We start from the raw sequence: 23,306 nt of genomic DNA on the forward strand, positions 1-23,306 counted from the left end.
ACGGCCCTTTTCTCATTCCAGAATGACTTTGTCCGACAATATGTAGTGAGCAAAAGTAATCACTACAAAACCGTTGACGGCGTCGTTTGGCTTTTGCATGATGCAGACGTCTCCCCGATCGGGAGTACTGGCAACACGCTTGAGCAAGCTCGTCTGACCGCCGAGCTGTTTTTTCCGGATACACGCTGCCCACAAGGCAGATTGAAGAAGCTGACCTGGCCTGAACGTCCAGTACAAGGACGAGAAGCGCTGGCGAAAATTCTCAAGACGCTTGTGGTCGACCCTGAAAACGTCGTCAAGGAGCCTCCCGGTTTTCGCTGCTTCTCCTCGTTGTGACGCTATTGCGTAGCAGTTATTCAACACGACTACATGCAACAGACGCATGACCCCGTACTTCACACGGGCGACCGCTGACGTCCTGGTTTCGGTGCCAGGGATCAACTAACCGATGGGCTACCTGTATTAGCGAATCAACTTTGAAAGATCACCAGACTGGTCAAGGGGCAATATCATGAATCTGAACAATCAACCTACTATCGAAGAACTGGCTCGTATGTTCGCTGCGCAAAAAGACAGCCACGACAGCCATATTCTGTGGATCAGCAAGTCGGGTCAGGTCCATATCGACTGCCTGTCGCCCCACGCTGGTGAAGAAGAGTTCGACCGGAACAACCAGAACCTGCTGGCCCGCCTGAAGATGTACCGCCGCGGCCACGGCTATGTCGGCAAAAAAGCCGCGGCCGACAAGGACTTCATCGGTAATGTTCTGCAAACGCTGAAACAGGCGTGGGACTCGATGCAGAACAAGAACGAAGTCCGGGTGATTGATCGGTTCTGCTAAGTTGCAACTTCAATAAACAAAAGGGCCTGCTTCCAATAAGGAGCAGGCCCTTTTTTATTGAACGCAAACCCTGTTCATGAACGTTTTTCCAACACCATTTCCATGAACGCCACCGCCGCCGCACTGTGATAATTGTTCTTGCGCCGCAACAACGCCGCCCCCCGCTGCGGCGCCTCACTCTTCACACGCAACCGGCGCAATGCCCGATCCTCCGTGGCTATCGCCTCCGGCAACATGGTCGCCATCGGCGCATGCCGGATCACTTCGAGCAAGGTACTCACCGAATTCACCTCGATCTGCACCTTGGGCGTGATGCCGTGCTGGCGAAAATACTCATCGACGGACACCCGGGTGATGTAACCCGGCGCCAACAGTGCGAAATCAAGTTGCGCGATGTCATTGGGGCTCAGAACCAATGAGCTGTCATACAACGGATGCTCCCGCCCGACCATCACCCCCAGCGTCTCGACAAACGCCGGAATGCATTCAATGTCCGGATTGCGCACCGGGGTGAAGGCAATCGCGATATCCAGCGAGTCATCCGCCAGCCCGGCTTCGATGTCATCCATCGACAGCTCGAAAATCTCCAGATGAATCCCCGGATACCGCGCCACGTAGTCACGCACCAACGGCCCCACCAGATACGCCATGAACGTCGGGGTCATGGCCAGCCGCAGCGAGCCTCGGGACAGATCCCTCACGTCATGCAGCGCGCGCTTGCCCGCCTCCAGCTCCACCAGCACCCGCCGCGCACATTCGATGTAAGCCTGCCCGGCATCAGTGGGTTTGACCGAACGCGAGGTGCGATCAAACAGATCCACCCCGAGGCTTTCCTCCAGTTGGCGGATCTGTTGCGACAGGGTCGGCTGCGACACGTGCAGCGCTTCGGCCGCCCTGGTGAAGCCGCCGTGATCGGCCACGGCCAGCAGGTATCGCAAATGTCGCAGCAGCATGGGGCTCTCCATCTATAGGCAATGCTTATGCCTTGCATTGTATATCGGTCTTGGACGCTATGGATCAATCGGCAGAAGATGAATCCCACACAGCAAGCCAACCCCGAAAGGAGAAGCACCATGCAATCCCAAGCCTACAACGACAGCCGCATCGCCCTGACCACTCGCGCCCTGGATGCCAAGGCACAGAAAAATCTGTCGTGGCAGGACCTGGCCGACGGCACCGGCCTGAGCCTGGCCTACGTCACCGCCGCCCTCCTCGGCCAGCACCCGCTGCCAAAAGCCGCCGCCGAAGTGGTCGGCGACAAGCTGGAACTGAGCGCCGAAGACGTCGCCGCCCTGCAAATCATCCCGCTGCGCGGCAGCCTCGACGGTGTGCCGACCGACCCGACCATCTACCGCTTCCACGAGATGATCCAGATCTACGGCACCACCCTGAAGGCACTGGTTCACGAGCAGTTCGGCGACGGCATCATCAGCGCGATCAACTTCAAGCTCGACATCAAAAAAGTCGAAGACCCTGAAGGCGGTTCCCGCGCCGTGGTCACCCTCGACGGCAAGTTCCTCCCGCTGCGTCCGTTCTGATCCCTCCGGGCCCGCACCCCGCGCGCGGGCCCGTCCAAACCTGAATTGCCAAGTCGTCACCACATCTGTCTGGAGGCTGCCCCATGCAAAAAATCCTGCTGTCCCTGGCCCTGCTCGTCGGCCTCGCCGCCCAGGCCCAGGCTGATGAAGAGGCCGTCGCCTATCGCTACGGCATGCAACTGGACATCGCGCAAGTCGTGAGCATCACCCCGGTGGCCGACATCTGCGGCGTAGTGCCGGTCGAGATGACCTACCTCGACAGCCACGGCGCAAAACACATTCTTCAATACAGCGAATTCGGTACTGGCTGTTCGAACTGAGAGGACTACACCATGAAAAACCTGATCGAAGGCTTCCTGAAGTTCCAGAGCGAAGCGTTTCCGCAACGCACCGAGCTGTTCAAATACCTCGCGACTACCCAGACCCCGGGCACCTTGTTCATCACCTGCTCCGACAGCCGTGTAGTGCCCGAGCTGCTGACCCAACAGGAACCCGGCGAACTGTTCGTGATCCGCAACGCCGGCAACATCGTGCCGTCCTACAGTCCGCATCCGGGCGGGGTTTCGGCGACGGTGGAGTACGCGGTCGCCGTGCTCGGCGTCACCGACATCGTGATCTGCGGCCACTCCGATTGCGGCGCCATGACTGCCATCGCCCAGTGCAAATGCATGGATCACCTGCCCGCCGTCAGCGGCTGGCTGCAACATGCCGAGTCGGCGAAAGTGGTCAACGAATCACGGCCACACGCCAATGACGCCGCCAAGCTCAGTTCGATGGTGCGCGAGAACGTGATCGCGCAACTGGCGAACATCCAGACTCACCCGAGCGTGCGTCTGGCCCAGGAGAAAGGCCTGCTGAACCTGCACGGCTGGGTCTACGACATCGAGACCGGCTCCATCGATGCCTTGACGACTGACCGTCGCACCTTCGTCTCGCTGGCCGAGCAACCGTCGACCTGCGCAGTGCATGGCCAAACGGTCAATGCCGCCTGAACCGAACGCCCCGCACCTGCCGGGGCGTTTGCTTTGTATCAGCGTGTAGCCTGCGCCCTGCCAGACACAGTTTCATGCACCCGCGCCGGGAGGCGGACACATCCCCGATACAGCGAACGCCTTGAATAAGCCCGAACGCTGCATTCCTCCTCCCGACACAAGGAACACCCGATGAACAAGTTGTTTGCAGGTTTGGCCCTCACCGCCGCCATGGCCGGCGCCACTTCGGCGATGGCTGCCGAGAAACCCACCGTGGTGCTGGTGCACGGTGCCTTCGCCGATTCCAGCAGCTGGAACGGCGTGGTGAAGATTCTGGAAAAGGACGGTTATCCGGTGATCGCGGCGGCCAACCCGCTGCGCACGCTCAAGGGTGATGCGCAATCGGTCGCCGACGTTCTGGCCGGGATCAAATCGCCGGTGGTGCTGGTCGGCCATTCCTACGGCGGGCCGGTGATCAGTGAAGCGGCGTATGGCAACGCCAATGTGAAAGCCTTGGTGTATGTCGCCGCGTTTGCGCCGGAAACCGGTGAAACCGTGGCCGGGCTGGCCGGAAAATTCCCCGGTAGCACCCTCGGCCCGACTCTCGCGCCACCCGTTGCCCTGAAGGACGGTGGCAAGGATCTGTATATCCAGCAGGACAAGTTCCACGACCAGTTCGCTGCCGATGTACCGAACGCGGATGCGAAACTGATGGCCGCCACCCAGCGCCCGGTCACCGAGGCCGCTCTGAATGAGGCGGCCAGCGAGCCTGCGTGGAAATCGATTCCGTCGTGGTTCGTGTACGGCGACAAGGACAAGAACATCCCGCCGCAAGCCATGGCGTTCATGGCCGAACGGGCGCACGCCAAAAAGACCGTGGTGGTCAAGGGCGCGTCCCATGTGGTGATGGTGTCGAATCCGAAAGCCGTGGCCAGCCTGATCGAATCCGCCGCCAGTGCCAAGTGATACAAAAACGCCGCGCCTGTCATTGCGACAGGCGCGGATTTCTGGTTTTAGCGTTTTACGCCCAGATCGACCTGGGTCATGCGGCTGCGCACAGTGAACACACCGTCACCCGAAAGAATCGCGCTGCGGGCAAACAGGCGACCGCTTTCCCAGTTCGAAAGCCCCAGCTCCGGCTTGTTCAGCGCGTACTGACCATCGACCCAACGGGTAATCCCGTTGCCCACAAACGGCGCATTGACCGCGCTGTAGAAACGCTCCTGAACGGCTACGTCTTCGCTGATCAGTGACACTGTGAACTGCGGGCTGTAGCGGTTGAACAGTGCGATGGCCTGATCCAGACCGTCGACGATCATCAGGCTGGTTTCCGGGGTTTCTTCCCATTCCCACTCGCGGCCCAGCTGTGCCTCCGACAATGGCTCGGCCAACGCTTCGGTCTGATAACCCTCGGCGCGATAGACCTCGACCGTCGCGTTCTGCCACTCGCTCGGCAGGTAGCTTTCGCTGCCTTCGACGATGTGCAATTTGCAACCCTGACCGCGTGCGGTGCCGGCCTGCTGCAAGGCGTCGAGGAACAACGGCACCAGCTCAGCGGCACGGTCGCGCTGGATCAGGCAGACATTGAGGGTGTTGCAGACCTTGCGGTCCAGCGAATTACGCACCACGGCGGCAAAGCGTTTGGCGTCGGCATCACGATCGGCGATCAGCCACGCGCCACCGGTGCCGTGCAGGCTGACGGCGGTGCCGGCCTGCTGAGCGATGCTGCCCAACTGGCTGACCGCACGGCCTGAGCCACGGGCCACGGCCAGCGACAGACGCCGGTCGGCGAACATCGCCCAACCGGCCGCGTGGTTGACGCTCTCGACCAGCGACACCGCACCCACCGGCAGGCCGGCATCGGCCAGCGCTGGGTTCAAGGCGTGGGTGACGATGGCTTGCGCGGTGCCCAATGCATCGCTGCCAATGCGCAGCACCGCAGTGTTGCCGGTGCGCAGCACGCCAGCGGCGTCGGCGAAGACGTTCGGCCGGCCTTCGAACACGAACGCGACGATGCCCAGCGGCGATACCACCTGCTCGACCTTCCAGCCGTCATGCTCGACGCTGCTAATGACTTTGCCACGAGTGGCGGGCGCATCTCGCCAGGCGCGCAGGCCGGCGATCATGTCGCGGCGCATGCGCTCATCGGCGAGCAATCGGGTGGTGGACCGACCGCGTGCCTTGGCCCGTTCGATGTCGGCGAGGTTGGCGGTTTCGATCAGCGCCCAGGCGTCCGGGTTTTCCAGGCGTTGAGCGAACAGATCGAAGAAGCGGCTGATGGCCTCATCCGACACCGCAGACAACGCAGTAAACGCCGCCGCTGCACGTTCGATCGCCACCGAAGCGGCCTGCTGATCCACCACCGGAATCAGCAACAGCTCACCGCTCACCTGCTCCACCAACAGGTGGTCGCCGGGTCGGAAACGCTCAGCCAGTTCGGGGCTGACCACGGTGACGCGGTTACCGGCGAAAGGGATGGGCGTGCCAGCGACGAGACGTTCGAGCGCGAGAGACATGGAGCAGATTCACCATATTGAGGGCGGCCGGAAAATGTATAGCTTGCCCACCCTCAAAGCAACACAGGCTCAGAACACCGACCAGCCGATCCGCGAGCTGAGCATTTCCAGCGCCGCCATCCCCGCCAGCGAGTTGCCCGCCGCGTTCAGTTCCGGCGACCACACGCACACCGTGAATTGCCCCGGCACCACCGCGACGATGCCGCCGCCGACACCGCTCTTGCCCGGCAGGCCGACGCGATAGGCGAAGTTGCCAGCCTCGTCGTACAGGCCGCTGGTGGCCATGATCGAGTTGACCTGCTGGGTCTGGCGGCGGGTGAGGATCTGTTCGCCGCTGTGTTTGCAATAACCGTCGTTGGCCAGGAAGCAGAACGCCCGGGCCAGGTCGATGCAACTCATGCGCAGTGCGCAGTGGCTGAAATAGCTGCGCAGCACCGCTTCGACGTCGTTGTGGAAGTTGCCGAAGGATTGCATCAGGTAGGCCATCGCCGCGTTGCGTGCGCGATGCTGGTATTCGGAATCGGCGACCTTGCCGTCGACCATCACCTGGGGATTGCCCGACAGCCGTCGCACGAAATCACGCATCGACAAGGCCGGCGCCGCGAAGCGCGACTGGTTGATGTCGCAGATCACTAGTGCTCCGGCGTTGATGAACGGATTGCGCGGGCGGCCGCGTTCGAATTCCAGCTGCACCAGCGAGTTGAACGGCTGGCCGGACGGCTCGTGGCCCAGGCGTTCCCAGATCGCCTCGCCGGAGTGTTCGATGGCCTGCACCAGGCTGAACACCTTGGAAATACTCTGCACCGAGAACAGCGTCTCGGCATCGCCGGCGCAATACATTTCGCCGTCGTTGCCGTACACGGCGATGCCCAGTTGATCGGGCGGCACGGTGCCGAGGGCGGGAATGTAGTCAGCCACCTTGCCCTGCCCGATCAGGGGCCGGACAGCGTCAAGGATCTCGTTCAACAGCGCTTGCATGCCGGGTCTCGAAGTCTCGCCCCATGGGATTGCGGGGACACGGTGGCTAGACGCTGCGCCCGCCGGCCGAATCACACCGCGTTCGTGTATCGCACTGTATACGGCGCAGGCCCGGACACACCACGTGCACAAATCCCCCCGCTGACGACACATCCCCGATACAGCCCGACGTTCAAATGAACCTGTCGATCGGCAACCCCGATCAAGCCTTTGAACTCACATTTCTTATCGGAGATTCACCATGACCAAGCTCTCGAAAACCTCCCTGACCCTCGGCCTGCTGCTGGCCGGTGGCCTGGCCCTGTCCAACGCCGCTTCGGCTTCCGAGGCGTTCAGCGTCAAGCAACTGGATCACGGCTACAGCCAGACTCAAGCGCAGGCCGACACCCCGGAAAAAACCTCGGAAGGCAAATGCGGCGAAGGCAAGTGCGGCGCCGGCGAATAACCCTTTTCACGGGGCACACCAGTGCCCCGTTTTCCAATGAATTGAATGGAGTCGCACCATGACCACTGCTCTTTCGACCGCCGTCAAAGGCCTGCACCTGAACCTCGACCGCGCCGGCCAGTGGCTGGCACCGCTGACCCTGCGCCTGTTCATCGCCTGGGAGTTTTTCGAATCGGGCCTGGAGAAATTCAACGGCCAGAACTGGTTCGAAGACATTCAGGACCGCTTCCCGTTTCCCTTCGATCACTTGCCGGCGACGCTGAACTGGGAGCTGTCGATGTGGGCCGAGCTGATCTGCGCCCTGGCAATCCTGATCGGACTTGGCACGCGGATCTCGGCAATTTCGCTGATCGTGGTGACGGTGGTGGCCACCGCCGCCGTGCACTGGCCGGCAGACTGGTCGTCGTTGAGCGAACTGGCCCAGGGTTATGCGATCACCAACAAGGGCTTCGGCAACTTCAAGCTGCCGGCGATCTACCTGGCTGCGCTGGTGCCGCTGGTGTTTGCCGGGGCCGGCAAGTTGAGCGTGGATGCGTGGCTGGCGCGGTTTTACTGGAAACGCGCCAGCCGTTGAGGATCAATGCGCCCGGTCAAGTCCCGCGAGCAACGCGCTGTCGCGGCTGTAGATGTCCGGCGCGTAGAGCACGCGGCCCTGCCCGTCGACCTGTGCCGTCCAGTACGTCATGAGGATCGGCACCGGGTTGCTCAGGCGGAACTCATGGGTGGTGCCAGTCGCGAGCAAGGTGTCGGTGCGCGCTCGTTCCGCCGGGCTGAGCAGGAAGTCGCGCAGTTTCATCGGGTGCTCGACCCGCACACAACCGGAACTGAACGCCCGAGGCCCCTTGTCGAACAGCGCCTTGCTCGGAGTGTCGTGCAGGTACACCGAGAACGGGTTGGGGAAACGGATGACCATCTGCCCCAGCGGATTGCGCGGCCCGGCGTCCTGGCGCAGGAGGATATTGCCAGGGTTATCCCAGTCGATATCGGCAGCGGCCAGCGGCTGGCCATTGGCGTCGAGTACTTGCAGGTTCTGACGGCTGAGGAAGGTCTGGTCCTTGCGGATTTCCGGCAGCTTGTCTTCTTTCCAGATGGTCGGCGGCACGGTCCAGGTCGGGTTCAGCGTCAGGCGCGTGACCCGGGATTTGAGCAGCGGTGTCTGGCGTTCGGCGCGACCGACCTGGGTGCGGGTCTGCCACACCGGCAGGCCGCCCTGATACAGGGTCAGTTCGGCAGCGGCGACGTTGACCAGCAGGCCGTCGGGCTCCATGTCCTGGGCCAGCCAGCGGAAACGCTCAAGGTTGACCCGCAGTTGTTCGCGACGGGTCAACGGGCTGATGTTCATCTCGGCAATCGTCCCCGGCCCGACTACACCGTCGGCCTGCAACGAATGGTTGGCCTGGAAGCTTTTCACGGCTTCGACCAAAACACCGTGATAAGCGTTGTCCGGCGTGCCGACCACACTGCTCAGATAACCTTCGCTGTACAGCCGCCGCGCCAGCTCCGGCACGCGTTTGTCTTCCATGTCCGGACGCAGCAGCGGCCCGTTGCCAACCGATTGCCAGTGCGGCAAGGCCTGCAGGCGTTGTGCGGCGTAGAGATGGCGCAGGTTCTGGTATTGCGCCAGGCGCGGGCGGGCCAGATCGAAGGCGGCGGCAACGTCATGCATGCCCGGCACGGCAATCGCGAGCAGCTCCGCCTGACGGTCGCGGGGCGTATCGTCGGAATGCCACAACGGTTCGAAATGCGATTGCAGCAGACGACCGTAATGCAGGTCCTGCAAGGCCTGCAGGTAATTTCGGCTGATGTCGATATCGGCGCACAGTTCGCCATCCTGCGGGGCCGTGTCGGCGACCGGATAGCGTTTCGGATTGAGGCCATCGTCGGCCAACAGCTGCAATTGCGCATGCAAGGCCGGCAATTGCCCGGCCGCTGCCCACACCGGCATCCAGTCCTGCTGCCGGTAGAAAGCCTGCAACTGTTCCAGGGCCGGGCCACTGAGACGGGCGGCAATCGCCGGGCAAGCCTGCGGCAGGCCGATCAGCACGGCCTGCAACGGACTTTGCGGCTCCACGGGCACCTCCGTCGGCAGTGTCGGGAGCGCCGGCAACGGCTCTTCGGCACAAACGACAAACGGCGCAGCGAGCAGACAAATGCTCAAGTAGCATGCGTACTTTTTGAACAACTGCTTTACTCCAATCCGTGGCCGTCATGATTGACGGCCAACCTTACATCAGGTGCGGTGATACAGTCAGGTCCGATTCGCGGGCCTGCCCGGGACGACTGGACGTCAGGAGCCAAAGTGCCAACCATGTAGCCAGTGAGGATTCACTTTAAATGTTGACGTTTTTGCGCCGACTTCTGCTGACTGCCGCTGCCCTGGGGCTGGGGACCAGTCAGGTTTTTGCCGCCGGCACCGCTTCGCCGGTTCTCTACAACAGCCTCGCCCACGCCGCTCCGGAACTCAATCCCCAGGCGCTGAAAGGTGCCCTGAACGCCATGCAATGCGCGATCAACAACGGCGCGAAGCAGTCCCGCCACCTGGCGATCATCGATTATTCGCAACCGTCCACCGAGCGACGCCTGTGGATCTTCGACCTGACGCAGAAAAAACTCATCCTGCGCGACCTGGTTGCCCACGGCTCGAAGTCCGGGGACAACTTCGCCACCCGGTTCTCCAACCGTGAGGGCAGTTTTCAATCCAGCCTCGGGCTGTTCCGCACCCAGGAAAGTTACGAAGGCACCCACGGTTATTCGCTGCGCATGGACGGCCTGGAGCCGGGCGTCAACGACATGGCCCGGGACCGCGCCATCGTGATCCACGCCGCCGACTACGTGAATCTGTTCTGGAGCAAACGCACGGGCCGCCTGGGCCGCAGTCAGGGATGCCCGGCGGTGCGCCCGCAAGTCGCCAGACGGGTGATCGACAGCCTGAAGGACGGCCAGTACATGTTTTCCTGGTACCCGGACCAGCACTGGCTGAAGTCCTCGCCGTACCTCAACTGCCAGCCGCAGCAGATTGCGAGCATTCTCAGTACCCACGGCAGTTGAAAACAGCTGCGGTCAAAACAATCCCCTGTTCTCACAGGGGATTTGTGTTTTCAGGGTTTCATTACAACTTTGTCATTGAGTTGTCGGTTTGCCGAGCGGATCGCTCGGTAGCCTGAAGTTGTTCCGGCAGACCTGCCGATCCACTTCACCGACACGAGTGACTCATCATGAAAACCCTGATCCTGGCCTTCACCGCCCTCCTCGCCACCGGCACTGTGTTCGCCGCCGAAATGCCGGACAACACGGTCATTCACGACACCAACGGTTTCTACGTGCACCTGGATGTCGACAAAGTCCTCTCCAGCACCGATATTTCCCAGGCTTGCGGCGTCATTCCCGCACGACTCAACTACCTCGACCACCAGGGCCGCGAACATGTGCTGGACTACCAAGTGCAAGGCAGCGGTTGCACCAACTGACCAGTGAGGCGCAGTGCCCATGAATATCCTTGTCGTCGAAGACGAACCCAAGGCCGGCAATTACCTGCTCAACGGCTTGCAGGAACTGGGTTACAACGTGAGCCTGGCCCGGGACGGCGCCGACGGTCTGCACCTGGCGCTGGAACACGACTTCGACGTGATCGTGCTGGACGTGATGATGCCAAAAATGGATGGCTGGGAAGTCCTGCGCCGGCTGCGCAAGGAAGCCGACACGCCGGTGCTGTTTCTCACTGCCCGTGACGACATCGCCGACCGGGTCAAAGGCCTGGAGCTGGGTGCCGACGACTACCTGATCAAGCCGTTTTCCTTCGCCGAACTGGTGGCGCGCCTGCGCACCCTGACCCGGCGCGGGCCGATTCATGAAGAAGAACAGTTGCAGGTGGCCGATCTGCAGATCGACGTGCTCAAGCGCCGGGTCACCCGCGCCGGCAGCCGGATCACCCTGACCAACAAGGAGTTCGCGCTGCTGCAACTGTTCGCCACCCACGAAGGGCAAGTGCTGTCGCGTTCGCTGATTGCCTCGCGGGTGTGGGACATGAATTTCGACAGCGACACCAATGTGGTCGATGTCGCCGTGCGCCGCCTGCGGGCGAAGATCGACGATCCGTTCCCGCTCAAGCTGATCCACAGCGTGCGCGGCATCGGCTACCGCTTCGATACCCAGCCATGAAAGTCACTGGCACGTATTCCCTGACGCTGCGCCTGGCGCTGGTGTTCGCGGTGCTCGCCTTTGCGTCCCTGGCGGGCCTCGGCGCGGCGCTGTACAACGCGCTGGATGAACAACTGACCCGCCGCGATGACATTCAACTGGTCAGCCGCATCGATCAGTTGCGCACCATCCTCAACGACAGCAACACCCTGGAGCTGATCCAGAACAAACCGGCGCTGTTCCAGAACATGCTCGGCAACCGCGAAGCGCTGTTGACCATCGGCGCCCCGGGGCAACCGCCCTTGTTCGTGGTCAATCCCAGCAACCTGACCTTGCCGACCGTACCCGCCGTGCCGATCAACCATGTGATGGCCCTCAACGATGTGCAACATCTGCCGAGCATCAACGGCGTGCCGTTTTCGGCGGTGGCGGCCAGTATCGACTCCGGCGATCAGGGCAATCTGCAAGTGCTGATCGGCAAGGTGATGAGCGAACGCACGGCAATGCTCGCCAGTTACCGGCTCAGCGTGTATGGCCTGGCGTCACTGGCGGCGATTGTCCTGGCGCTGGTCGGCTGCCTGCTGGTGTATCGCGGCCTGCTGCCGTTGCGCCGGCTTGCCCGGCATGCCCACGGGATCGGCATCGCCAACCTCGGTGAACGCCTCGACCGTCACGGCACGCCCCGGGAATTGCAGCCGATGATCGAAGCCTTCAACGCGATGCTGGACCGGCTCGACAGAGGGGTTACCCAACTGAGCCAGGTCTCCACCGACATGGCCCACGAACTGCGCACGCCGATCAACAACCTGCTCGGCGAAACCCAGGTCGCCCTGCAACAGAACCGCAGCGTCGAGGCCTATCAGCAGTTGCTCGCCTCCAACGTCGAAGAACTCGAACGGCTGGCACGGATGCTCGACAACATGCTGTTTCTCGCCCGCACCGACCCGGCCAGTGCCTTGAGCCAGCGTCAGGAGCTGGACGCCTGCGACGAAATGCAGCGCATCGCCGATTACTTCGAAGGATTGGCGGCGGACGTCGGCGTCACCATCGAGGCCCGTGGCAGCGGCGTGATCTGGGCCGAGCCGATGCTGTTGCGCCGGGCCCTGGCCAACCTGTGCGCCAACGCGATCAAGTACGGCGCGACCGATTCGACGATGCAGGTTGAAGCCATCGCCGAGCCGGACGGCAGCTACCTGCGGGTGCGCAATCACGGGGCGACGATTCCCCCCGAGCATCTGTCGCGGCTGTTCGAACGTTTCTACCGCGCCGATCCGTCCCGCGAGCGTTCGGCCCAATCCAACGGACTGGGCCTGTCGATCGTGGCGACCATCATGCAATTGCATCAGGGCCGCTACAGCGTCAGCAGCGTTGAGGGTGTCACCTGCTTTGAGCTGTTCTTTCCGGCACGGGAGACGCGAGACGCAGGTGTGTGAAGGCGCCGAGCCCGAGCGCCGCAAGCATCAACGCCGCAGCAACGCCGAAGGTCATGTGCAAACCGCTCGCGATGACCGCCGCCGTCGCCCGGGTCGGATCGCCCGTGGTCAGGGCAAACACCGCACCCATGGCCGCTGCCCCGGTGATCAACCCCAGATTGCGTGACAACCCGAGCATGGCCGAGACCACCCCGCGTTGATCCTGCCCGACACCCGCCATCAATCCGGTGTTGTTGGCGGCCTGGAACAGCGCATAACTCAAGGCCACCACCGTTATCGGCAACACATAGGCAAGCAGTCCGAGACTCACTGGCAACAGCGCCAGCAAACTGCAACCGCAGGCCAGCCCGAGCAACGCACCCGGCACCATTCGCCGCGCCCCGAAACGATCCACCAGACGCCCGGCCGGCACGCCACTGAACGCCGCCAGCAATGGCCCGACCGACAACACCAGTCCGACCTGAGTGCTGCTGAGCCCCAAGCCTCGACTCAGATAAAACGGCCCGACCACCAGCGTGGTCATCATCACCGTGGTCACCAGCAAGGTCAGCGCCAGACTGCTGCTGATTCGCGTGTCGGTGAACAACGACAAATGAATCAGCGGCGCCCTGCTCTTCTTCTCGATCAGAATGAACAACCCCACACCCAAAAGACTGATCAGCAACAACGTCGGGGTGAATCCCTCAACCGTCATCGCCAGTGCATAGGCCGCCAGCGTCAGCATCAGCACCGCGGTGCCGGGATAATCGAACGCCAGAGGCTTGCGTACGATTCGGTCCTTGGGCAGATAGCGATACACCAGCCATGCGTTGAGCAAGCCCAAGGGCACATTGATCACAAAGATCGACTCCCAGCCGACATGCGCCATCAACAGCCCACCGAGCGACGGCCCGAGGGTGGTGCCGGTGGCCGACATCGTGGCCAGCAACCCCATCGCACTGCCGGCCCGGGCCTTGGGCACCGCATCGGCCACCAGCGCCACGGTCAACGCGAACATGATCGCCGCGCCCACGCCTTGCACCGCCCGCGCGCCGATCAGCCAGGCCAGGCTCGGCGCCAGTGCGCATGCAAAGGACGCGGCGGTAAAGATGCCAATGCCGATCAACAGCAAGCGCCGCCGACCGAAGCCGTCACCCAGTCGCCCGACGCTGACAATCAAGGTGGTGACCGCCAGCAGATAGGCCAGCACGATCCACTGCACTTCCTGAAACGTCGCATCGAAGGCCGCCGCCAGGGTCGGCAGTCCGGCGTTGGCGATGCTGGTGTCCAGCGACGGCATCAGCATCGACAGCGCCAGACTGGTCAGCGCCCAGCGGGCTGAAGGGCTCAGGGGTTCTCGGTGCATGGGGGGCTCACAGGGCAGAAGTCATGGGACATAGCCTGAGCCTCGACAATACGAGGCGCAAGACGCATGCTTTGCACTTGATACCTGCATGGAACGCCACGTCATGAATGCACCGGACCTGAACCTGTTGATCACCCTTGACGTTCTGCTGAGCGAAGGCAGCGTGGCCCGGGCCGCCACGCGCCTGGGTCTGAGTCCGTCCGCCATGAGCCGGGCGCTGGCCCGGTTGCGCGAAACCACCGGGGACCCGCTGCTGGTACGCGCCGGTCGCGGACTGGTGCCGACCCCGCGTGCGCTGGAGTTGCGCGACCGGGTCGGCTATCTGGTGCAGGAAGCCGAAGCGGTTCTGCGGCCGGCAGAAGTGCTCGATCCCGGCCAGTTGCGGCGCACTTTCACCCTGCGCAACACCGACGGTTTTGTCGAAACCTTCGCCGCCGCCCTGCTCGCCCGCATCGCCGAAGAGGCGCCCGACGTGCGTCTGCGTTTTGTGCAAAAGGCCGACAAGGACAGCACCCTGCTGCGCGAAGGCCGGGTGGATCTGGAAACCGGCGTGGTCGACGACAGCACCGATCCGACGCTGCACAGCCGCATCCTGTTCCGCGATCAGTGGATCGGTGTGGTGCGTGAGGGGCATCCGCTGAGCAGCGGCAAGGTCAGCGCCAAACGCTTCGCTTCGGGCCAGCACATTCTGGTGTCACGGCGCGGACGCAGCAGCGGCCCGGTGGACGAAGCGCTGCTCGCCTTCGGCCTGACGCGGGACATCGTCACTTCGTTCGGCGGGTTTTCCGCGGCGCTGACACTGGTCCGAGAATCCGACCTGATCGCCACCGTCCCGGAACGTCACACCAGCAAACTGCGAACAGGCCTGTTCAGTTTCGCCCTGCCGTTGCGCATGCCGGACATCAGCGTGTCGATGCTCTGGCATCCGCGCATGGACGCCGACCCGGCACATCGCTGGCTGCGCAACTGCGTGCGGGAAGTCTGCGCCTAGCGCGCCTCACCGTCCTTGGGTTTGTAGAACAGGAATTTCCCGGTCTCGGCGGTCTTGGTGTACTTCTTCGCCCAGCTCGGGTCGACATTGTGATCGTGGAAATACAGCGCGCCATGGGTGCGATCGGGGAGCTGACGGTTCAGGGCCTTGCCGGCAATTTCCTTGGCCAGCGCGTATTCGGCGTCTTCCTTGACCTGATCCGACTTGCCGTCGCACCACCAGGAAAACTGGCAGCTCTTGGTTTCCGAGCCCTGCTTGACCACTTCGCACACGGTGCCCGGAAAACCGTCATGACCGAGGCGGTTCATCACCACATTGGCCACGGCTTCCATTTCCGCCGTGTCCTTGCCCTTGGCTTCCCAATAGATGCTGCGTGCCAGACAGGTGATGGGATCGTCCAGCGGCGCGGTGCCGGCCGGGTCGACGGCTTGTACTTCTTTCGGGGTGATGGCTTCGGACTTCGGCGCCGGGGGGGCGTTGGGTTTGTCGGCAGCCTTTTCTTCCAGAACCTCGGCTTTCGCTTCGGCCTTTTCCTTGATCGGTGCCTGATCGGTGGCCAGCACCGCGCCGCTCAGCAGGGTCAACACAAGACAACAGATCAGCCCGTGCAATTTCATGATCGATTCTTCCGGCAGCGCCCGTCGCGGGCAAAGTGTTACGTGGCTGAGACGCCCGGTTTCCGGGGACTTCGCAGAGTGTAGACGGCAGAATCCGGCGCAACGTTCCGTGCTGAAAACCACACCATGAAGAAAAAAGACATTGCACGACCCCGGGGCGTTTCGCGCATCATGGGCGCACTCAGCCCAAGGGAGATTTCCATGCGCTTCATGCCATCCGTTCTGCGATTCGCCGCGTTGTCCACGGGCCTGGCGCTGGCCGCTTCGGCCATGGCCAGTGACGAGTCGCAATTGATCGAGTCGATCAACAGCTACCGCAGCCAGCCGCAGCGCTGCGGTACCCAGGCATCCAGTGAATTGCCGCCGCTGTCGGCCGACCCGCGCCTGCATCTGCCGGCCAGTGGTGTCGTCGATCTGCAGCAGGCCATGGCCAGCGCCAGTTACCCGATGGTCAATGTGCAGGCGATCACCCTCAACGGCCCTCGGGATGCGGCGGCGGCAATGAAGGCGATTCAGGAGAGCTTCTGTCAGGTGGTGCTGGATCCGCAGTTCGTCGATATCGGCGTCAGCCGCGCCGACCGCGACTGGCGCATCACCCTGGCGCGACCGCTGCTGTCGGCACGCCTGGGCGACGGACAGGCCGAAGGCCAGAAACTGCTGACGCAACTCAACGCCGCCCGTAGCCAGCCGCGCCAGTGCGGCGGCCAGGCGTTCTCCGCGGCGGCGCCACTGGCGTGGAACGCAGTGCTCGGCGGTGTGGCCCAGGATCACAGCCGCGAGATGGCCAACAACAACTATTTCGACCACAAGGACCGCAATGGCGGCACCCCCGGCGACCGCGCCGAACTGGCCGGTTACAGCGGCCAGCAGGTCGGCGAGAACATCGCCGCCGGGCAGGACACGGTGCAGAAAGTCGTCGCCGGCTGGCTCGCCAGCCCCGGCCATTGCGCCAACCTGATGAACCCGCAATACCGCGAGCTCGGTGCAGCCTACGCAGTCGATCCGAAGAGCAGCGCCGGCATTTACTGGACGGCGATGTTTGGCGGGGAATAAATCCCGAGCAATAAAAAACCGGAGCCAGGCTCCGGTTTTTTTATGCTCAGTGAGTCCTCATCCCCGCCGCATACATCGCCAGTTTCAGCAGACTCGCCACCACCGCCAGCGACACCACGCTGCCGGACCAGATCAGCAACAGCCAGCCCAGACGTTTGTACCAGCGGCTCTTCACTTCACGCATTTCAATGGTAGCCATCGCCAATCCTCACTTTGCCGCGGAACACGTAGTAGTTCCAGAAGGTGTACATCAGGATCACCGGCAGGATGAACAGCGCGCCGATCAGGGCGAACAGCTGGCTGGTGGCCGGCGATGCCGCCGCCCACAGGCTGACCGACGGCGGGATGATGTTCGGCCAGATGCTCAGCGCCAGCCCGATGTAACCGAGGAACATCAGCACCAGGGTGAATACGAACGGCCAGTGGGTGTGCCGCTGACGCAGCGAACGCAGCAGTCCGAACAGCGACAATGCCGCCAGCACCACCAGCCCGGCGAACACGGTCAGGTGCGCATGGTTGAACCAGCGACTGGTCAGCTCCGGATGCAGTTGCAGCGTCCACGCGCCGATCACCAGCACCATCGCCAGCAGCAGCCACGCCAGCGGACGGCTGTAGTGACGCATCCGCGACTCGAGCATGCCTTCGGTTTTCACCAGCAGCCAGGTGCTGCCGAGCAAGGCATAAGCGACCACCAGACCGACGCCGCACACCAGCGGGAACGGTGCCAGCCAGTCGAGACCGCCACCGGCAAACTGCCGATCCACCACCGGAATCCCGGCCACGTACGCGCCGATCACCACGCCCTGGGAGAACGTCGCCAACAACGAGCCGCCAATGAACGCCCAGTCCCACAGATGACGTTTTTCCGCTGGCGCCTTGAAGCGAAACTCGAACGCCACACCACGGAAAATCAGCCCCGCGAGCATGAAGATCAGCGGCAGATACAGCGCCTCCAGAATCACCCCGTAAGCCAGCGGAAACGCGCCGTACAACGCCGCACCGCCGAGCACCAGCCAGGTTTCGTTGCCGTCCCAGACCGGTGCGACGGTGTTCATCATCACGTCGCGTTCCTGCTCGTCGCTGATCATCGGGAACAGGATCCCGAGGCCCAGATCGAAGCCGTCCATGATCACGTACATCATCACCCCGAAGGCAATGATCACGCCCCAGATCAACGAGAGATCGATACCTTGAATACCCATGACTCAACGCTCCTTTATCAGTGGACCCGGGTCGCGGATTCGAGGTTGTCGGTGACCGCCGAAAGTGGTCGGCGCGGGGTCTGCAACGGGGTGCCTTCGGGCGGGTGTTCGTGGTGCGGCTGCGGGCCCTTGCTCACCAGCTTCATCATGTAGCCGATGCCCACGGTGAACACCGAGCAGTAGATGACGACGAACAGCGCCAGCGACGTGCTCATCTGCGCCACCGAGTGATGGGACGCGGCGTCATGGGTACGCATCAGGCCGTACACCACCCACGGCTGACGCCCGACTTCGGTGGTGATCCAACCCGCCAGCAGCGCGATCAGACCACTCGGCCCCATCAGCAGCACCAGACGCTGGAAACCGCGATGGCGGTAGACCTTGCCGTTGCGCCGCAACGCCAACCCCAGAATTCCGACCAGAATCATCAACATCCCGAGCCCGGCCATCACGCGGAAGCTCCAGAAAATCACGGTCGAATTCGGCCGGTCTTCTTTCGGGAAGCTCTTGAGCGCAGGGATCTGTTTGTCGAGGCTATGAGTCAGGATCAGGCTGCCGAGGTACGGAATCTCGATTGCGTATTTGGTTTTCTCCGCCTGCATGTCCGGGAGGCCGAACAGCACCAGCGGGGTCGGTCCGTTGTCAGCGTTTTCCCAGTGGCCTTCGATGGCGGCGATTTTTGCCGGTTGGTGTTCCAGGGTGTTCAAGCCATGGGCGTCACCGACCACCGCTTGAATCGGCGCGACGATCAGCGCCATCCACAGCGCCATGGAAAACATCTTGCGCACCGGTTTGCTGTCGTTGCCGCGCAACAAATGCCAGGCTGCCGAGGCGCCGACGAAGAACGCCGTGGCAACGAATGCGGCAATCGCCATGTGCGCCAGACGGAACGGGAACGACGGGTTGAACACGATGGCCAGCCAGTCCAGCGGCATCACCCGGCCGTCGACGATTTCGAAACCCTGCGGGGTTTGCATCCAACTGTTGGAGGCGAGAATCCAGAAGGTCGAGATCAGCGTGCCTATGGCGACCATCACCGTGGCGAAGAAGTGCAAGCCACGGCCCACACGGTTCCAGCCAAACAGCATCACCCCGAGGAACCCCGCCTCAAGGAAGAACGCGGTCAACACTTCATAGGTCAGCAACGGCCCGGTGATGCTGCCGGCGAAGTCGGAAAACCCGCTCCAGTTGGTGCCGAACTGGTACGCCATGACCAGACCCGACACTACGCCCATGCCGAAGTTGACGGCGAAGATCTTCGACCAGAAGTGGTAGAGATCGCGGTACGTGTCGTTACGGGTTTTCAGCCACAGGCCTTCGAGCACCGCCAGGAAACTCGCGAGACCAATGGTGATCGCCGGGAAAATGATGTGGAACGAAACCGTGAACGCGAATTGAATTCGCGCCAGGTCCAGTGCCTCCAGGTTGAACATGATGATGTCCTCATCAAGGCTGAAAAGCGGCAGCACACGGCCGGGCCACCGCCAGGCGTGAACGCCTGCAGCCAGTCAAAATGCAAAGGGTTGGATCGCGTGGGTCGGTCAGGCCACCGATGACGGGATCAGGTTGCTCGCCTCGGCCGCTTCGAGGCGGATCGCCACGAACTTGGAGGTCGGCGTGTAGGTGCGGTCACCGTAGCTTTCCAGCGGCACCAGCGGATTGGTTTCCGGGTAGTACGCGGCAGCCTGCCCGGCCGGAATGTCGTAGGCGATCAGGGTGAAACCGCTGACCCGACGCTCGCGCTCGTCATCCCACAGCGCTACCAGATCGACCTTCTGCCCCGGTTCGAAACCGAGCCGGCGGATGTCCTGCTCGTTGGCGAACACCACGTCGCGCATGCCGTAGACCCCGCGATAACGGTCGTCGAGGCCGTACAGCGTGGTGTTGTACTGATCGTGGGAGCGCATGGTTTGCAGGATCAGATGCGGTTTGACCGGCAGGTTGCGCACGCCTTCGCTGATCAAATGCTCAGGCAGCACGCACGGGGTGAACTGAGCCTTGCCGGATTCGGTTTTCCAGACACGGTCGGAGGCGTCGTTGCCGAGGTGAAAACCACCGGGGATCAGCAGCTTCTCGTTGAAATTCTCGAAGCCCGGAATCACGTCGGCGATCAGGTTGCGGATGCGCCCGTAGTCGCCCACCGCCCATTCCCAGTCGATCGGGTGCTTGCCCAACGTGGCGGCAGCGATCCCGGCAATGATCGCCGGCTCGGATTTCAGATGCGCCGACTTCGGTTTCAACTGGCCGAACGACAAATGCACCATGCTGAAGGTGTCTTCCACGGTCACGCCTTGCGGGCCTTCGGCCTGCACGTCAATGTCGGTACGGCCGAGGCACGGCAGAATCAGCGCGTCACGCCCGGTCACCAGATGGCTGCGGTTGAGCTTGGTCGAGATGTGCACGCTCAGGTCGAGTTTGCGCATCGCCGCGTGGGTGCGCGGCGTGTCCGGCGTGGCCTGGGCGAAGTTGCCGCCCAGACCGATGAACACCTTGGCTTCGCCGCGCTCCATGGCGCCGATCGCCATCACCGTGTTGTGGCCGTGCATGCGCGGCACCTTGAAGTTGAAGCGCTTTTCAAGGGCGTCCATCAGCGCTTTCGGCGCCAGTTCGTTGATGCCCATGGTGCGGTCGCCCTGCACGTTACTGTGGCCGCGCACCGGCGACAGCCCGGCGCCCGGACGGCCGACGTTGCCGCGCAGCAGTTGCAGGTTGATGACTTCCTGCAGGGTCGGCACCGAGTGCACGTGTTGGGTCAGGCCCATGGCCCAGCACATGATCACGCTCTTGGCGCGGGCATACATGCGCGCGGCCAGTTCGATGTCATGCAGCGGCACGCCGGACTGCTCGACGATGTGCTCCCAGCTCGTGGCATCGACTTCGGCCAGATAGCTGTCGAGACCCGACGTGTGTTCAGCAATGAACGCATGATCGAACACCGGTTCGCCGCCGGTGGCCTGGGCTTCACGCTCCCACTCCAGCAGGAACTTGGCCATGCCGCGAATCATCGCCATGTCACCGCCCAGTGCCGGGCGGAAGTATGCGGTGTTGGTCGCTTCCCAGCCGTTGCTGAGCATCTCGATCGGGTTTTGCGGGTTCTGGAAACGCTCCAGCCCACGCTCCTTGAGCGGGTTGATGCACACCACCTGAGCGCCGCGTTTTACCGCTTCGCGCAGCGGTTCGAGCATGCGCGGGTGGTTGGTGCCGGGGTTCTGGCCGATGACGAAAATCGCGTCGGCGTGGTGCAGGTCTTCATAGACCACCGTGCCTTTGCCGACACCGAGGCTTTCGCCCATGCTCACCGCACTGGCTTCATGGCACATGTTCGAGCAGTCCGGGAAGTTGTTGGTGCCGTAGGCACGGACGAACAACTGATAGAGAAACGCCGCTTCGTTGCTGGCGCGGCCCGAGGTGTAGAACTCGGCCTCGTGGGGTGACTTCAGGCCTTTGAGGTGCTTGGCGATCAGCGCGAAGGCTTCGTCCCAGGTGGTTTCGACATAGCGGTCGACCCGCGCGTCGTAACGCATCGGATGGGTGATCCGGCCCTGATATTCGAGCCAGTAATCGCTCTGCTCGGCCAGCGTCGACACCGTGTACTTGTTGAAAAACGCCGGATCGACCAGGCGCCCGGTGGCTTCCCAGTTCACCGCTTTGGCGCCGTTCTCGCAGAACTTCAGCATGCTTGCGCCAGGTGCTTCACCCCAGGCACAACCGGGGCAGTCGAAGCCGCCGTTCTGGTTGGTCTTGAGCATGGCGCGGATGTTTTTCAGGGCATTTTCACTGCCCAGCCAGTTTTTGGTGAGGCTGATCACAGCGCCCCAACCCGCAGCGGCGCCCTTGTAGGGTTTATAACGGTCGACTTGTGACATGGGACTTCTCCATGACGATGCACACAGGCAAAAACCTGATCGGGTTTAAACAGCGACGACTGACTTTCAAGTTCAAAAGCGGTCGTTTGGTTTGACGGGGCCAAGAATATGAACCGCTGCAAAAACTTGTCTAATCGCTATTAATGACTGCGTTATCGAAAGCATCTATCACGGACGTAAACCCTTTAAATACGGGCACTTGCAAAACTAAGAAACGCAAAAACCAAGATAATTATTTCATCATCGACAGCATCAATCGGCCGGTCATTAATAGTGATTGGACGCTGTTCGAAGTTGCTCATAACCTGCGCCGACCCGATCCCTTTAATAGCGGATTTCACCCAAGCGAGGCTGTCATGTCAGAGCGCGTCTTGATCGATGGTTACAACCGCCGCGTCGACTACCTGCGCATGTCGGTCACCGACCGTTGCGACTTCCGCTGCGTCTATTGCATGGCCGAAGACATGCAGTTCCTGCCGCGCCAACGAGTGCTGACGCTGGAGGAGATCTATCAACTGGCGCAGAGCTTTGTGGCGCTGGGCACCCGCAAGATTCGCCTGACCGGTGGCGAGCCGCTGATTCGGCCCGGCGTTGTCGGTTTGTGCAAACAGATCGCCGCCCTGCCCGGCCTGCGCGAACTGTGTCTGACCACCAACGGCTCGCAGCTCGGCAAACTCGCCGGCCCGCTGTTCGACGCCGGAGTTAAACGCCTCAACGTCAGTCTCGACAGCCTTGACCCCGTGCTTTTCAAACAAATGACCCGCACCGGCGACCTGGCACAAGTGATCAACGGCATCGATGCCGCCCGCGAGGCCGGATTTACCCGCACTAAACTCAACTGCGTGGTGATGCAGGGCCGCAACGATCACGAGATCAACGATCTGGTGCAGTTCGCCATCGAGCGGGATCTGGATATTTCCTTCATCGAGGAAATGCCGCTGGGCATCATCAGCGAACACAGCCGCGCCGAGTCGTTCTTCTCAAGCACTCAGGTGCGCGAGCGGATTGCAGAGCGCTTCACCCTGATCGATTCCGCCGAATCGACCCAGGGCCCGTCGCGCTACTGGCGACTGGCCGAAGCGCCGCACATTCGGCTGGGGTTTATTTCGCCCCACAGCCACAACTTTTGCGGCACCTGCAACCGGGTGCGGCTGACGGTCGAGGGGCGTTTGCTACTGTGTCTGGGGAACGAGCATTCGGTGGACTTGAAAGCGGTGCTGCGGGCCCATCCGGGTCAACCGCAACGGCTGGAGAAAGCGATCATCGACGCGATGAAGCTCAAGCCGTACCGGCATAACTTTGAAGTGAACGACGACGTACAAGTGGTGCGTTTCATGAACATGACCGGCGGCTGAGCCGCCACGTTTTCAAGG

At 62.2% G+C, this 23,306-nt stretch carries 25 protein-coding genes; 15 read left to right on the forward strand and 10 right to left on the reverse strand.

Going from position 1 to position 23,306, the window contains the following annotated elements; translation table 11 throughout:
• Positions 1–45: 45 nt before the first annotated feature.
• Both CAG02_RS29865 and CAG02_RS24290 read left to right on the forward strand, forming a co-directional pair.
• Positions 46–336, forward strand: coding sequence for a hypothetical protein (locus CAG02_RS29865; RefSeq protein ID WP_170931642.1), 291 nt, complete (start codon positions 46–48; stop codon positions 334–336).
• Positions 337–511: 175 nt separating this feature from the next.
• A complete protein-coding gene (locus tag CAG02_RS24290; protein ID WP_047293552.1) occupies positions 512–841 on the forward strand; it encodes a hypothetical protein in 330 nt (109 codons plus the stop codon).
• A gap of 74 nt (positions 842–915) precedes the next feature.
• On the opposite strand, the gene cynR is transcribed toward CAG02_RS24290, so the two are convergent.
• Entirely contained in the window at positions 916–1,794 is an 879-nt protein-coding gene (cynR, locus tag CAG02_RS24295) for a transcriptional regulator CynR (protein WP_085711453.1), read from the reverse strand.
• Positions 1,795–1,914: 120 nt separating this feature from the next.
• Here cynR and cynS point away from each other — a divergent pair, with 120 nt between their 5' ends.
• The 4 genes from cynS to CAG02_RS24315 all read left to right on the forward strand — a co-directional run bounded on the left by cynS (position 1,915) and on the right by CAG02_RS24315 (position 4,316).
• Positions 1,915–2,379 carry a cyanase gene (gene cynS, locus CAG02_RS24300; protein ID WP_011334741.1) on the forward strand — a complete coding sequence of 155 codons (465 nt, stop codon included), beginning with the start codon at positions 1,915–1,917 and terminating at the stop codon, positions 2,377–2,379.
• Positions 2,380–2,462: 83 nt separating this feature from the next.
• Positions 2,463–2,699, forward strand: a complete 237-nt coding sequence (locus tag CAG02_RS24305) for a DUF2790 domain-containing protein (RefSeq protein ID WP_085711454.1) — start codon at positions 2,463–2,465, stop codon at positions 2,697–2,699.
• 12 nt (positions 2,700–2,711) lie between these two features.
• Positions 2,712–3,371, forward strand: a complete 660-nt coding sequence (locus tag CAG02_RS24310; RefSeq protein ID WP_085711455.1) for a carbonic anhydrase — start codon at positions 2,712–2,714, stop codon at positions 3,369–3,371.
• Positions 3,372–3,542: 171 nt separating this feature from the next.
• Entirely contained in the window at positions 3,543–4,316 is a 774-nt protein-coding gene (locus CAG02_RS24315; RefSeq protein WP_085711456.1) for an alpha/beta fold hydrolase, read from the forward strand.
• 47 nt (positions 4,317–4,363) lie between these two features.
• Here the strand turns inward: CAG02_RS24315 and CAG02_RS24320 are convergent, their stop codons facing one another.
• Both CAG02_RS24320 and glsB read right to left on the reverse strand, forming a co-directional pair.
• Positions 4,364–5,866, reverse strand: coding sequence for an aldehyde dehydrogenase family protein (locus tag CAG02_RS24320; protein WP_085711457.1), 1,503 nt, complete (start codon positions 5,864–5,866; stop codon positions 4,364–4,366).
• A 69-nt stretch (positions 5,867–5,935) separates the two neighbouring features.
• Positions 5,936–6,844, reverse strand: a complete 909-nt coding sequence (glsB, locus tag CAG02_RS24325; RefSeq protein WP_085711458.1) for a glutaminase B — start codon at positions 6,842–6,844, stop codon at positions 5,936–5,938.
• Positions 6,845–7,085: 241 nt separating this feature from the next.
• Between glsB and CAG02_RS24330 the strand changes: the two genes are divergently transcribed.
• Positions 7,086–7,289 carry a hypothetical protein gene (locus CAG02_RS24330; RefSeq protein ID WP_085711459.1) on the forward strand — a complete coding sequence of 68 codons (204 nt, stop codon included), beginning with the start codon at positions 7,086–7,088 and terminating at the stop codon, positions 7,287–7,289.
• A 58-nt stretch (positions 7,290–7,347) separates the two neighbouring features.
• Positions 7,348–7,863 carry a DoxX family protein gene (locus tag CAG02_RS24335; RefSeq protein ID WP_085711460.1) on the forward strand — a complete coding sequence of 172 codons (516 nt, stop codon included), beginning with the start codon at positions 7,348–7,350 and terminating at the stop codon, positions 7,861–7,863.
• Between the two features lie 3 nt (positions 7,864–7,866).
• On the opposite strand, the gene CAG02_RS24340 is transcribed toward CAG02_RS24335, so the two are convergent.
• Positions 7,867–9,471 (reverse strand): murein L,D-transpeptidase, encoded by a 1,605-nt coding sequence (locus CAG02_RS24340; RefSeq protein ID WP_085711461.1) that lies wholly within the window; start codon positions 9,469–9,471, stop codon positions 7,867–7,869.
• 152 nt (positions 9,472–9,623) lie between these two features.
• Here CAG02_RS24340 and CAG02_RS24345 point away from each other — a divergent pair, with 152 nt between their 5' ends.
• From CAG02_RS24345 to CAG02_RS24360, 4 genes are all read left to right on the forward strand, one after another.
• Positions 9,624–10,337: a murein L,D-transpeptidase catalytic domain family protein gene (locus tag CAG02_RS24345; protein WP_085711462.1), complete on the forward strand. Its 714-nt coding sequence runs from the start codon at positions 9,624–9,626 to the stop codon at positions 10,335–10,337.
• 167 nt (positions 10,338–10,504) lie between these two features.
• Positions 10,505–10,756 (forward strand): DUF2790 domain-containing protein, encoded by a 252-nt coding sequence (locus CAG02_RS24350; RefSeq protein ID WP_085711463.1) that lies wholly within the window; start codon positions 10,505–10,507, stop codon positions 10,754–10,756.
• 19 nt (positions 10,757–10,775) lie between these two features.
• Positions 10,776–11,447, forward strand: coding sequence for a heavy metal response regulator transcription factor (locus tag CAG02_RS24355; RefSeq protein ID WP_085711464.1), 672 nt, complete (start codon positions 10,776–10,778; stop codon positions 11,445–11,447).
• Positions 11,444–12,859: a heavy metal sensor histidine kinase gene (locus tag CAG02_RS24360; RefSeq protein ID WP_085711465.1), complete on the forward strand. Its 1,416-nt coding sequence runs from the start codon at positions 11,444–11,446 to the stop codon at positions 12,857–12,859. Before CAG02_RS24355 ends, CAG02_RS24360 begins: the two co-directional genes overlap by 4 nt.
• On the opposite strand, the gene CAG02_RS24365 is transcribed toward CAG02_RS24360, so the two are convergent.
• Complete coding sequence (locus CAG02_RS24365) at positions 12,804–14,204, reverse strand: MFS transporter (protein ID WP_085711466.1); 1,401 nt, start codon at positions 14,202–14,204, stop codon at positions 12,804–12,806. The two genes, CAG02_RS24360 and CAG02_RS24365, sit on opposite strands and share 56 nt — an antisense overlap.
• Positions 14,205–14,307: 103 nt before the next feature.
• On the opposite strand from CAG02_RS24365, the gene CAG02_RS24370 reads away from it, so the two are divergent.
• Complete coding sequence (locus CAG02_RS24370; RefSeq protein WP_085711467.1) at positions 14,308–15,195, forward strand: LysR family transcriptional regulator; 888 nt, start codon at positions 14,308–14,310, stop codon at positions 15,193–15,195.
• Here CAG02_RS24370 and CAG02_RS24375 read toward each other — a convergent pair.
• Entirely contained in the window at positions 15,192–15,812 is a 621-nt protein-coding gene (locus tag CAG02_RS24375; RefSeq protein WP_085711468.1) for a cell wall hydrolase, read from the reverse strand. The two genes, CAG02_RS24370 and CAG02_RS24375, sit on opposite strands and share 4 nt — an antisense overlap.
• 201 nt (positions 15,813–16,013) lie before the next feature.
• Here CAG02_RS24375 and CAG02_RS24380 point away from each other — a divergent pair, with 201 nt between their 5' ends.
• On the forward strand, positions 16,014–16,865 hold the full coding sequence (locus CAG02_RS24380) for a CAP domain-containing protein (RefSeq protein WP_085711469.1): 852 nt from the start codon (positions 16,014–16,016) through the stop codon (positions 16,863–16,865).
• 46 nt (positions 16,866–16,911) lie between these two features.
• Here CAG02_RS24380 and CAG02_RS24385 read toward each other — a convergent pair whose 3' ends face one another.
• From CAG02_RS24385 to CAG02_RS24400, 4 genes are all read right to left on the reverse strand, one after another.
• A complete protein-coding gene (locus CAG02_RS24385) occupies positions 16,912–17,064 on the reverse strand; it encodes a DUF2474 domain-containing protein (protein ID WP_074688757.1) in 153 nt (50 codons plus the stop codon).
• Complete coding sequence (gene cydB / locus CAG02_RS24390) at positions 17,051–18,067, reverse strand: cytochrome d ubiquinol oxidase subunit II (protein WP_085711470.1); 1,017 nt, start codon at positions 18,065–18,067, stop codon at positions 17,051–17,053. Before cydB ends, CAG02_RS24385 begins: the two co-directional genes overlap by 14 nt.
• A gap of 17 nt (positions 18,068–18,084) precedes the next feature.
• Positions 18,085–19,500, reverse strand: a complete 1,416-nt coding sequence (locus CAG02_RS24395) for a cytochrome ubiquinol oxidase subunit I (protein ID WP_085711612.1) — start codon at positions 19,498–19,500, stop codon at positions 18,085–18,087.
• 108 nt (positions 19,501–19,608) lie between these two features.
• Complete coding sequence (locus tag CAG02_RS24400) at positions 19,609–21,933, reverse strand: FdhF/YdeP family oxidoreductase (protein ID WP_085711471.1); 2,325 nt, start codon at positions 21,931–21,933, stop codon at positions 19,609–19,611.
• Positions 21,934–22,289: 356 nt separating this feature from the next.
• Between CAG02_RS24400 and moaA the strand changes: the two genes are divergently transcribed.
• Positions 22,290–23,288 carry a GTP 3',8-cyclase MoaA gene (gene moaA, locus CAG02_RS24405; RefSeq protein WP_085711472.1) on the forward strand — a complete coding sequence of 333 codons (999 nt, stop codon included), beginning with the start codon at positions 22,290–22,292 and terminating at the stop codon, positions 23,286–23,288.
• Positions 23,289–23,306 lie beyond the last annotated feature (18 nt).

The sequence above is a fragment of the Pseudomonas sp. R43(2017) genome, assembly GCF_002112345.1.
Classification (GTDB): Bacteria; Pseudomonadota; Gammaproteobacteria; order Pseudomonadales; family Pseudomonadaceae; genus Aquipseudomonas; species Aquipseudomonas kribbensis.

What these genes read in the sequence shown, in the direction of transcription:
- CAG02_RS24360 (WP_085711465.1), top strand. Translation starts at nt 11,444, where the DNA reads ATGAAAGTCACTGGCACGTATTCCCTGACGCTGCGCCTGGCGCTGGTG.
- CAG02_RS24365 (WP_085711466.1), bottom strand. Translation starts at nt 14,204, where the DNA reads ATGCACCGAGAACCCCTGAGCCCTTCAGCCCGCTGGGCGCTGACCAGT.
- cynS (WP_011334741.1), top strand. Translation starts at nt 1,915, where the DNA reads ATGCAATCCCAAGCCTACAACGACAGCCGCATCGCCCTGACCACTCGC.
- CAG02_RS24400 (WP_085711471.1), bottom strand. Translation starts at nt 21,933, where the DNA reads ATGTCACAAGTCGACCGTTATAAACCCTACAAGGGCGCCGCTGCGGGT.
- CAG02_RS24370 (WP_085711467.1), top strand. Translation starts at nt 14,308, where the DNA reads ATGAATGCACCGGACCTGAACCTGTTGATCACCCTTGACGTTCTGCTG.
- CAG02_RS24350 (WP_085711463.1), top strand. Translation starts at nt 10,505, where the DNA reads ATGAAAACCCTGATCCTGGCCTTCACCGCCCTCCTCGCCACCGGCACT.
- CAG02_RS24335 (WP_085711460.1), top strand. Translation starts at nt 7,348, where the DNA reads ATGACCACTGCTCTTTCGACCGCCGTCAAAGGCCTGCACCTGAACCTC.
- CAG02_RS24375 (WP_085711468.1), bottom strand. Translation starts at nt 15,812, where the DNA reads ATGAAATTGCACGGGCTGATCTGTTGTCTTGTGTTGACCCTGCTGAGC.
- cynR (WP_085711453.1), bottom strand. Translation starts at nt 1,794, where the DNA reads ATGCTGCTGCGACATTTGCGATACCTGCTGGCCGTGGCCGATCACGGC.
- CAG02_RS24330 (WP_085711459.1), top strand. Translation starts at nt 7,086, where the DNA reads ATGACCAAGCTCTCGAAAACCTCCCTGACCCTCGGCCTGCTGCTGGCC.
- CAG02_RS24355 (WP_085711464.1), top strand. Translation starts at nt 10,776, where the DNA reads ATGAATATCCTTGTCGTCGAAGACGAACCCAAGGCCGGCAATTACCTG.
- CAG02_RS24290 (WP_047293552.1), top strand. Translation starts at nt 512, where the DNA reads ATGAATCTGAACAATCAACCTACTATCGAAGAACTGGCTCGTATGTTC.
- CAG02_RS24310 (WP_085711455.1), top strand. Translation starts at nt 2,712, where the DNA reads ATGAAAAACCTGATCGAAGGCTTCCTGAAGTTCCAGAGCGAAGCGTTT.
- glsB (WP_085711458.1), bottom strand. Translation starts at nt 6,844, where the DNA reads ATGCAAGCGCTGTTGAACGAGATCCTTGACGCTGTCCGGCCCCTGATC.
- cydB (WP_085711470.1), bottom strand. Translation starts at nt 18,067, where the DNA reads ATGGGTATTCAAGGTATCGATCTCTCGTTGATCTGGGGCGTGATCATT.
- CAG02_RS24380 (WP_085711469.1), top strand. Translation starts at nt 16,014, where the DNA reads ATGCGCTTCATGCCATCCGTTCTGCGATTCGCCGCGTTGTCCACGGGC.
- CAG02_RS24305 (WP_085711454.1), top strand. Translation starts at nt 2,463, where the DNA reads ATGCAAAAAATCCTGCTGTCCCTGGCCCTGCTCGTCGGCCTCGCCGCC.
- moaA (WP_085711472.1), top strand. Translation starts at nt 22,290, where the DNA reads ATGTCAGAGCGCGTCTTGATCGATGGTTACAACCGCCGCGTCGACTAC.
- CAG02_RS24315 (WP_085711456.1), top strand. Translation starts at nt 3,543, where the DNA reads ATGAACAAGTTGTTTGCAGGTTTGGCCCTCACCGCCGCCATGGCCGGC.
- CAG02_RS24395 (WP_085711612.1), bottom strand. Translation starts at nt 19,500, where the DNA reads ATGTTCAACCTGGAGGCACTGGACCTGGCGCGAATTCAATTCGCGTTC.
- CAG02_RS24320 (WP_085711457.1), bottom strand. Translation starts at nt 5,866, where the DNA reads ATGTCTCTCGCGCTCGAACGTCTCGTCGCTGGCACGCCCATCCCTTTC.
- CAG02_RS24345 (WP_085711462.1), top strand. Translation starts at nt 9,624, where the DNA reads ATGTTGACGTTTTTGCGCCGACTTCTGCTGACTGCCGCTGCCCTGGGG.
- CAG02_RS24385 (WP_074688757.1), bottom strand. Translation starts at nt 17,064, where the DNA reads ATGGCTACCATTGAAATGCGTGAAGTGAAGAGCCGCTGGTACAAACGT.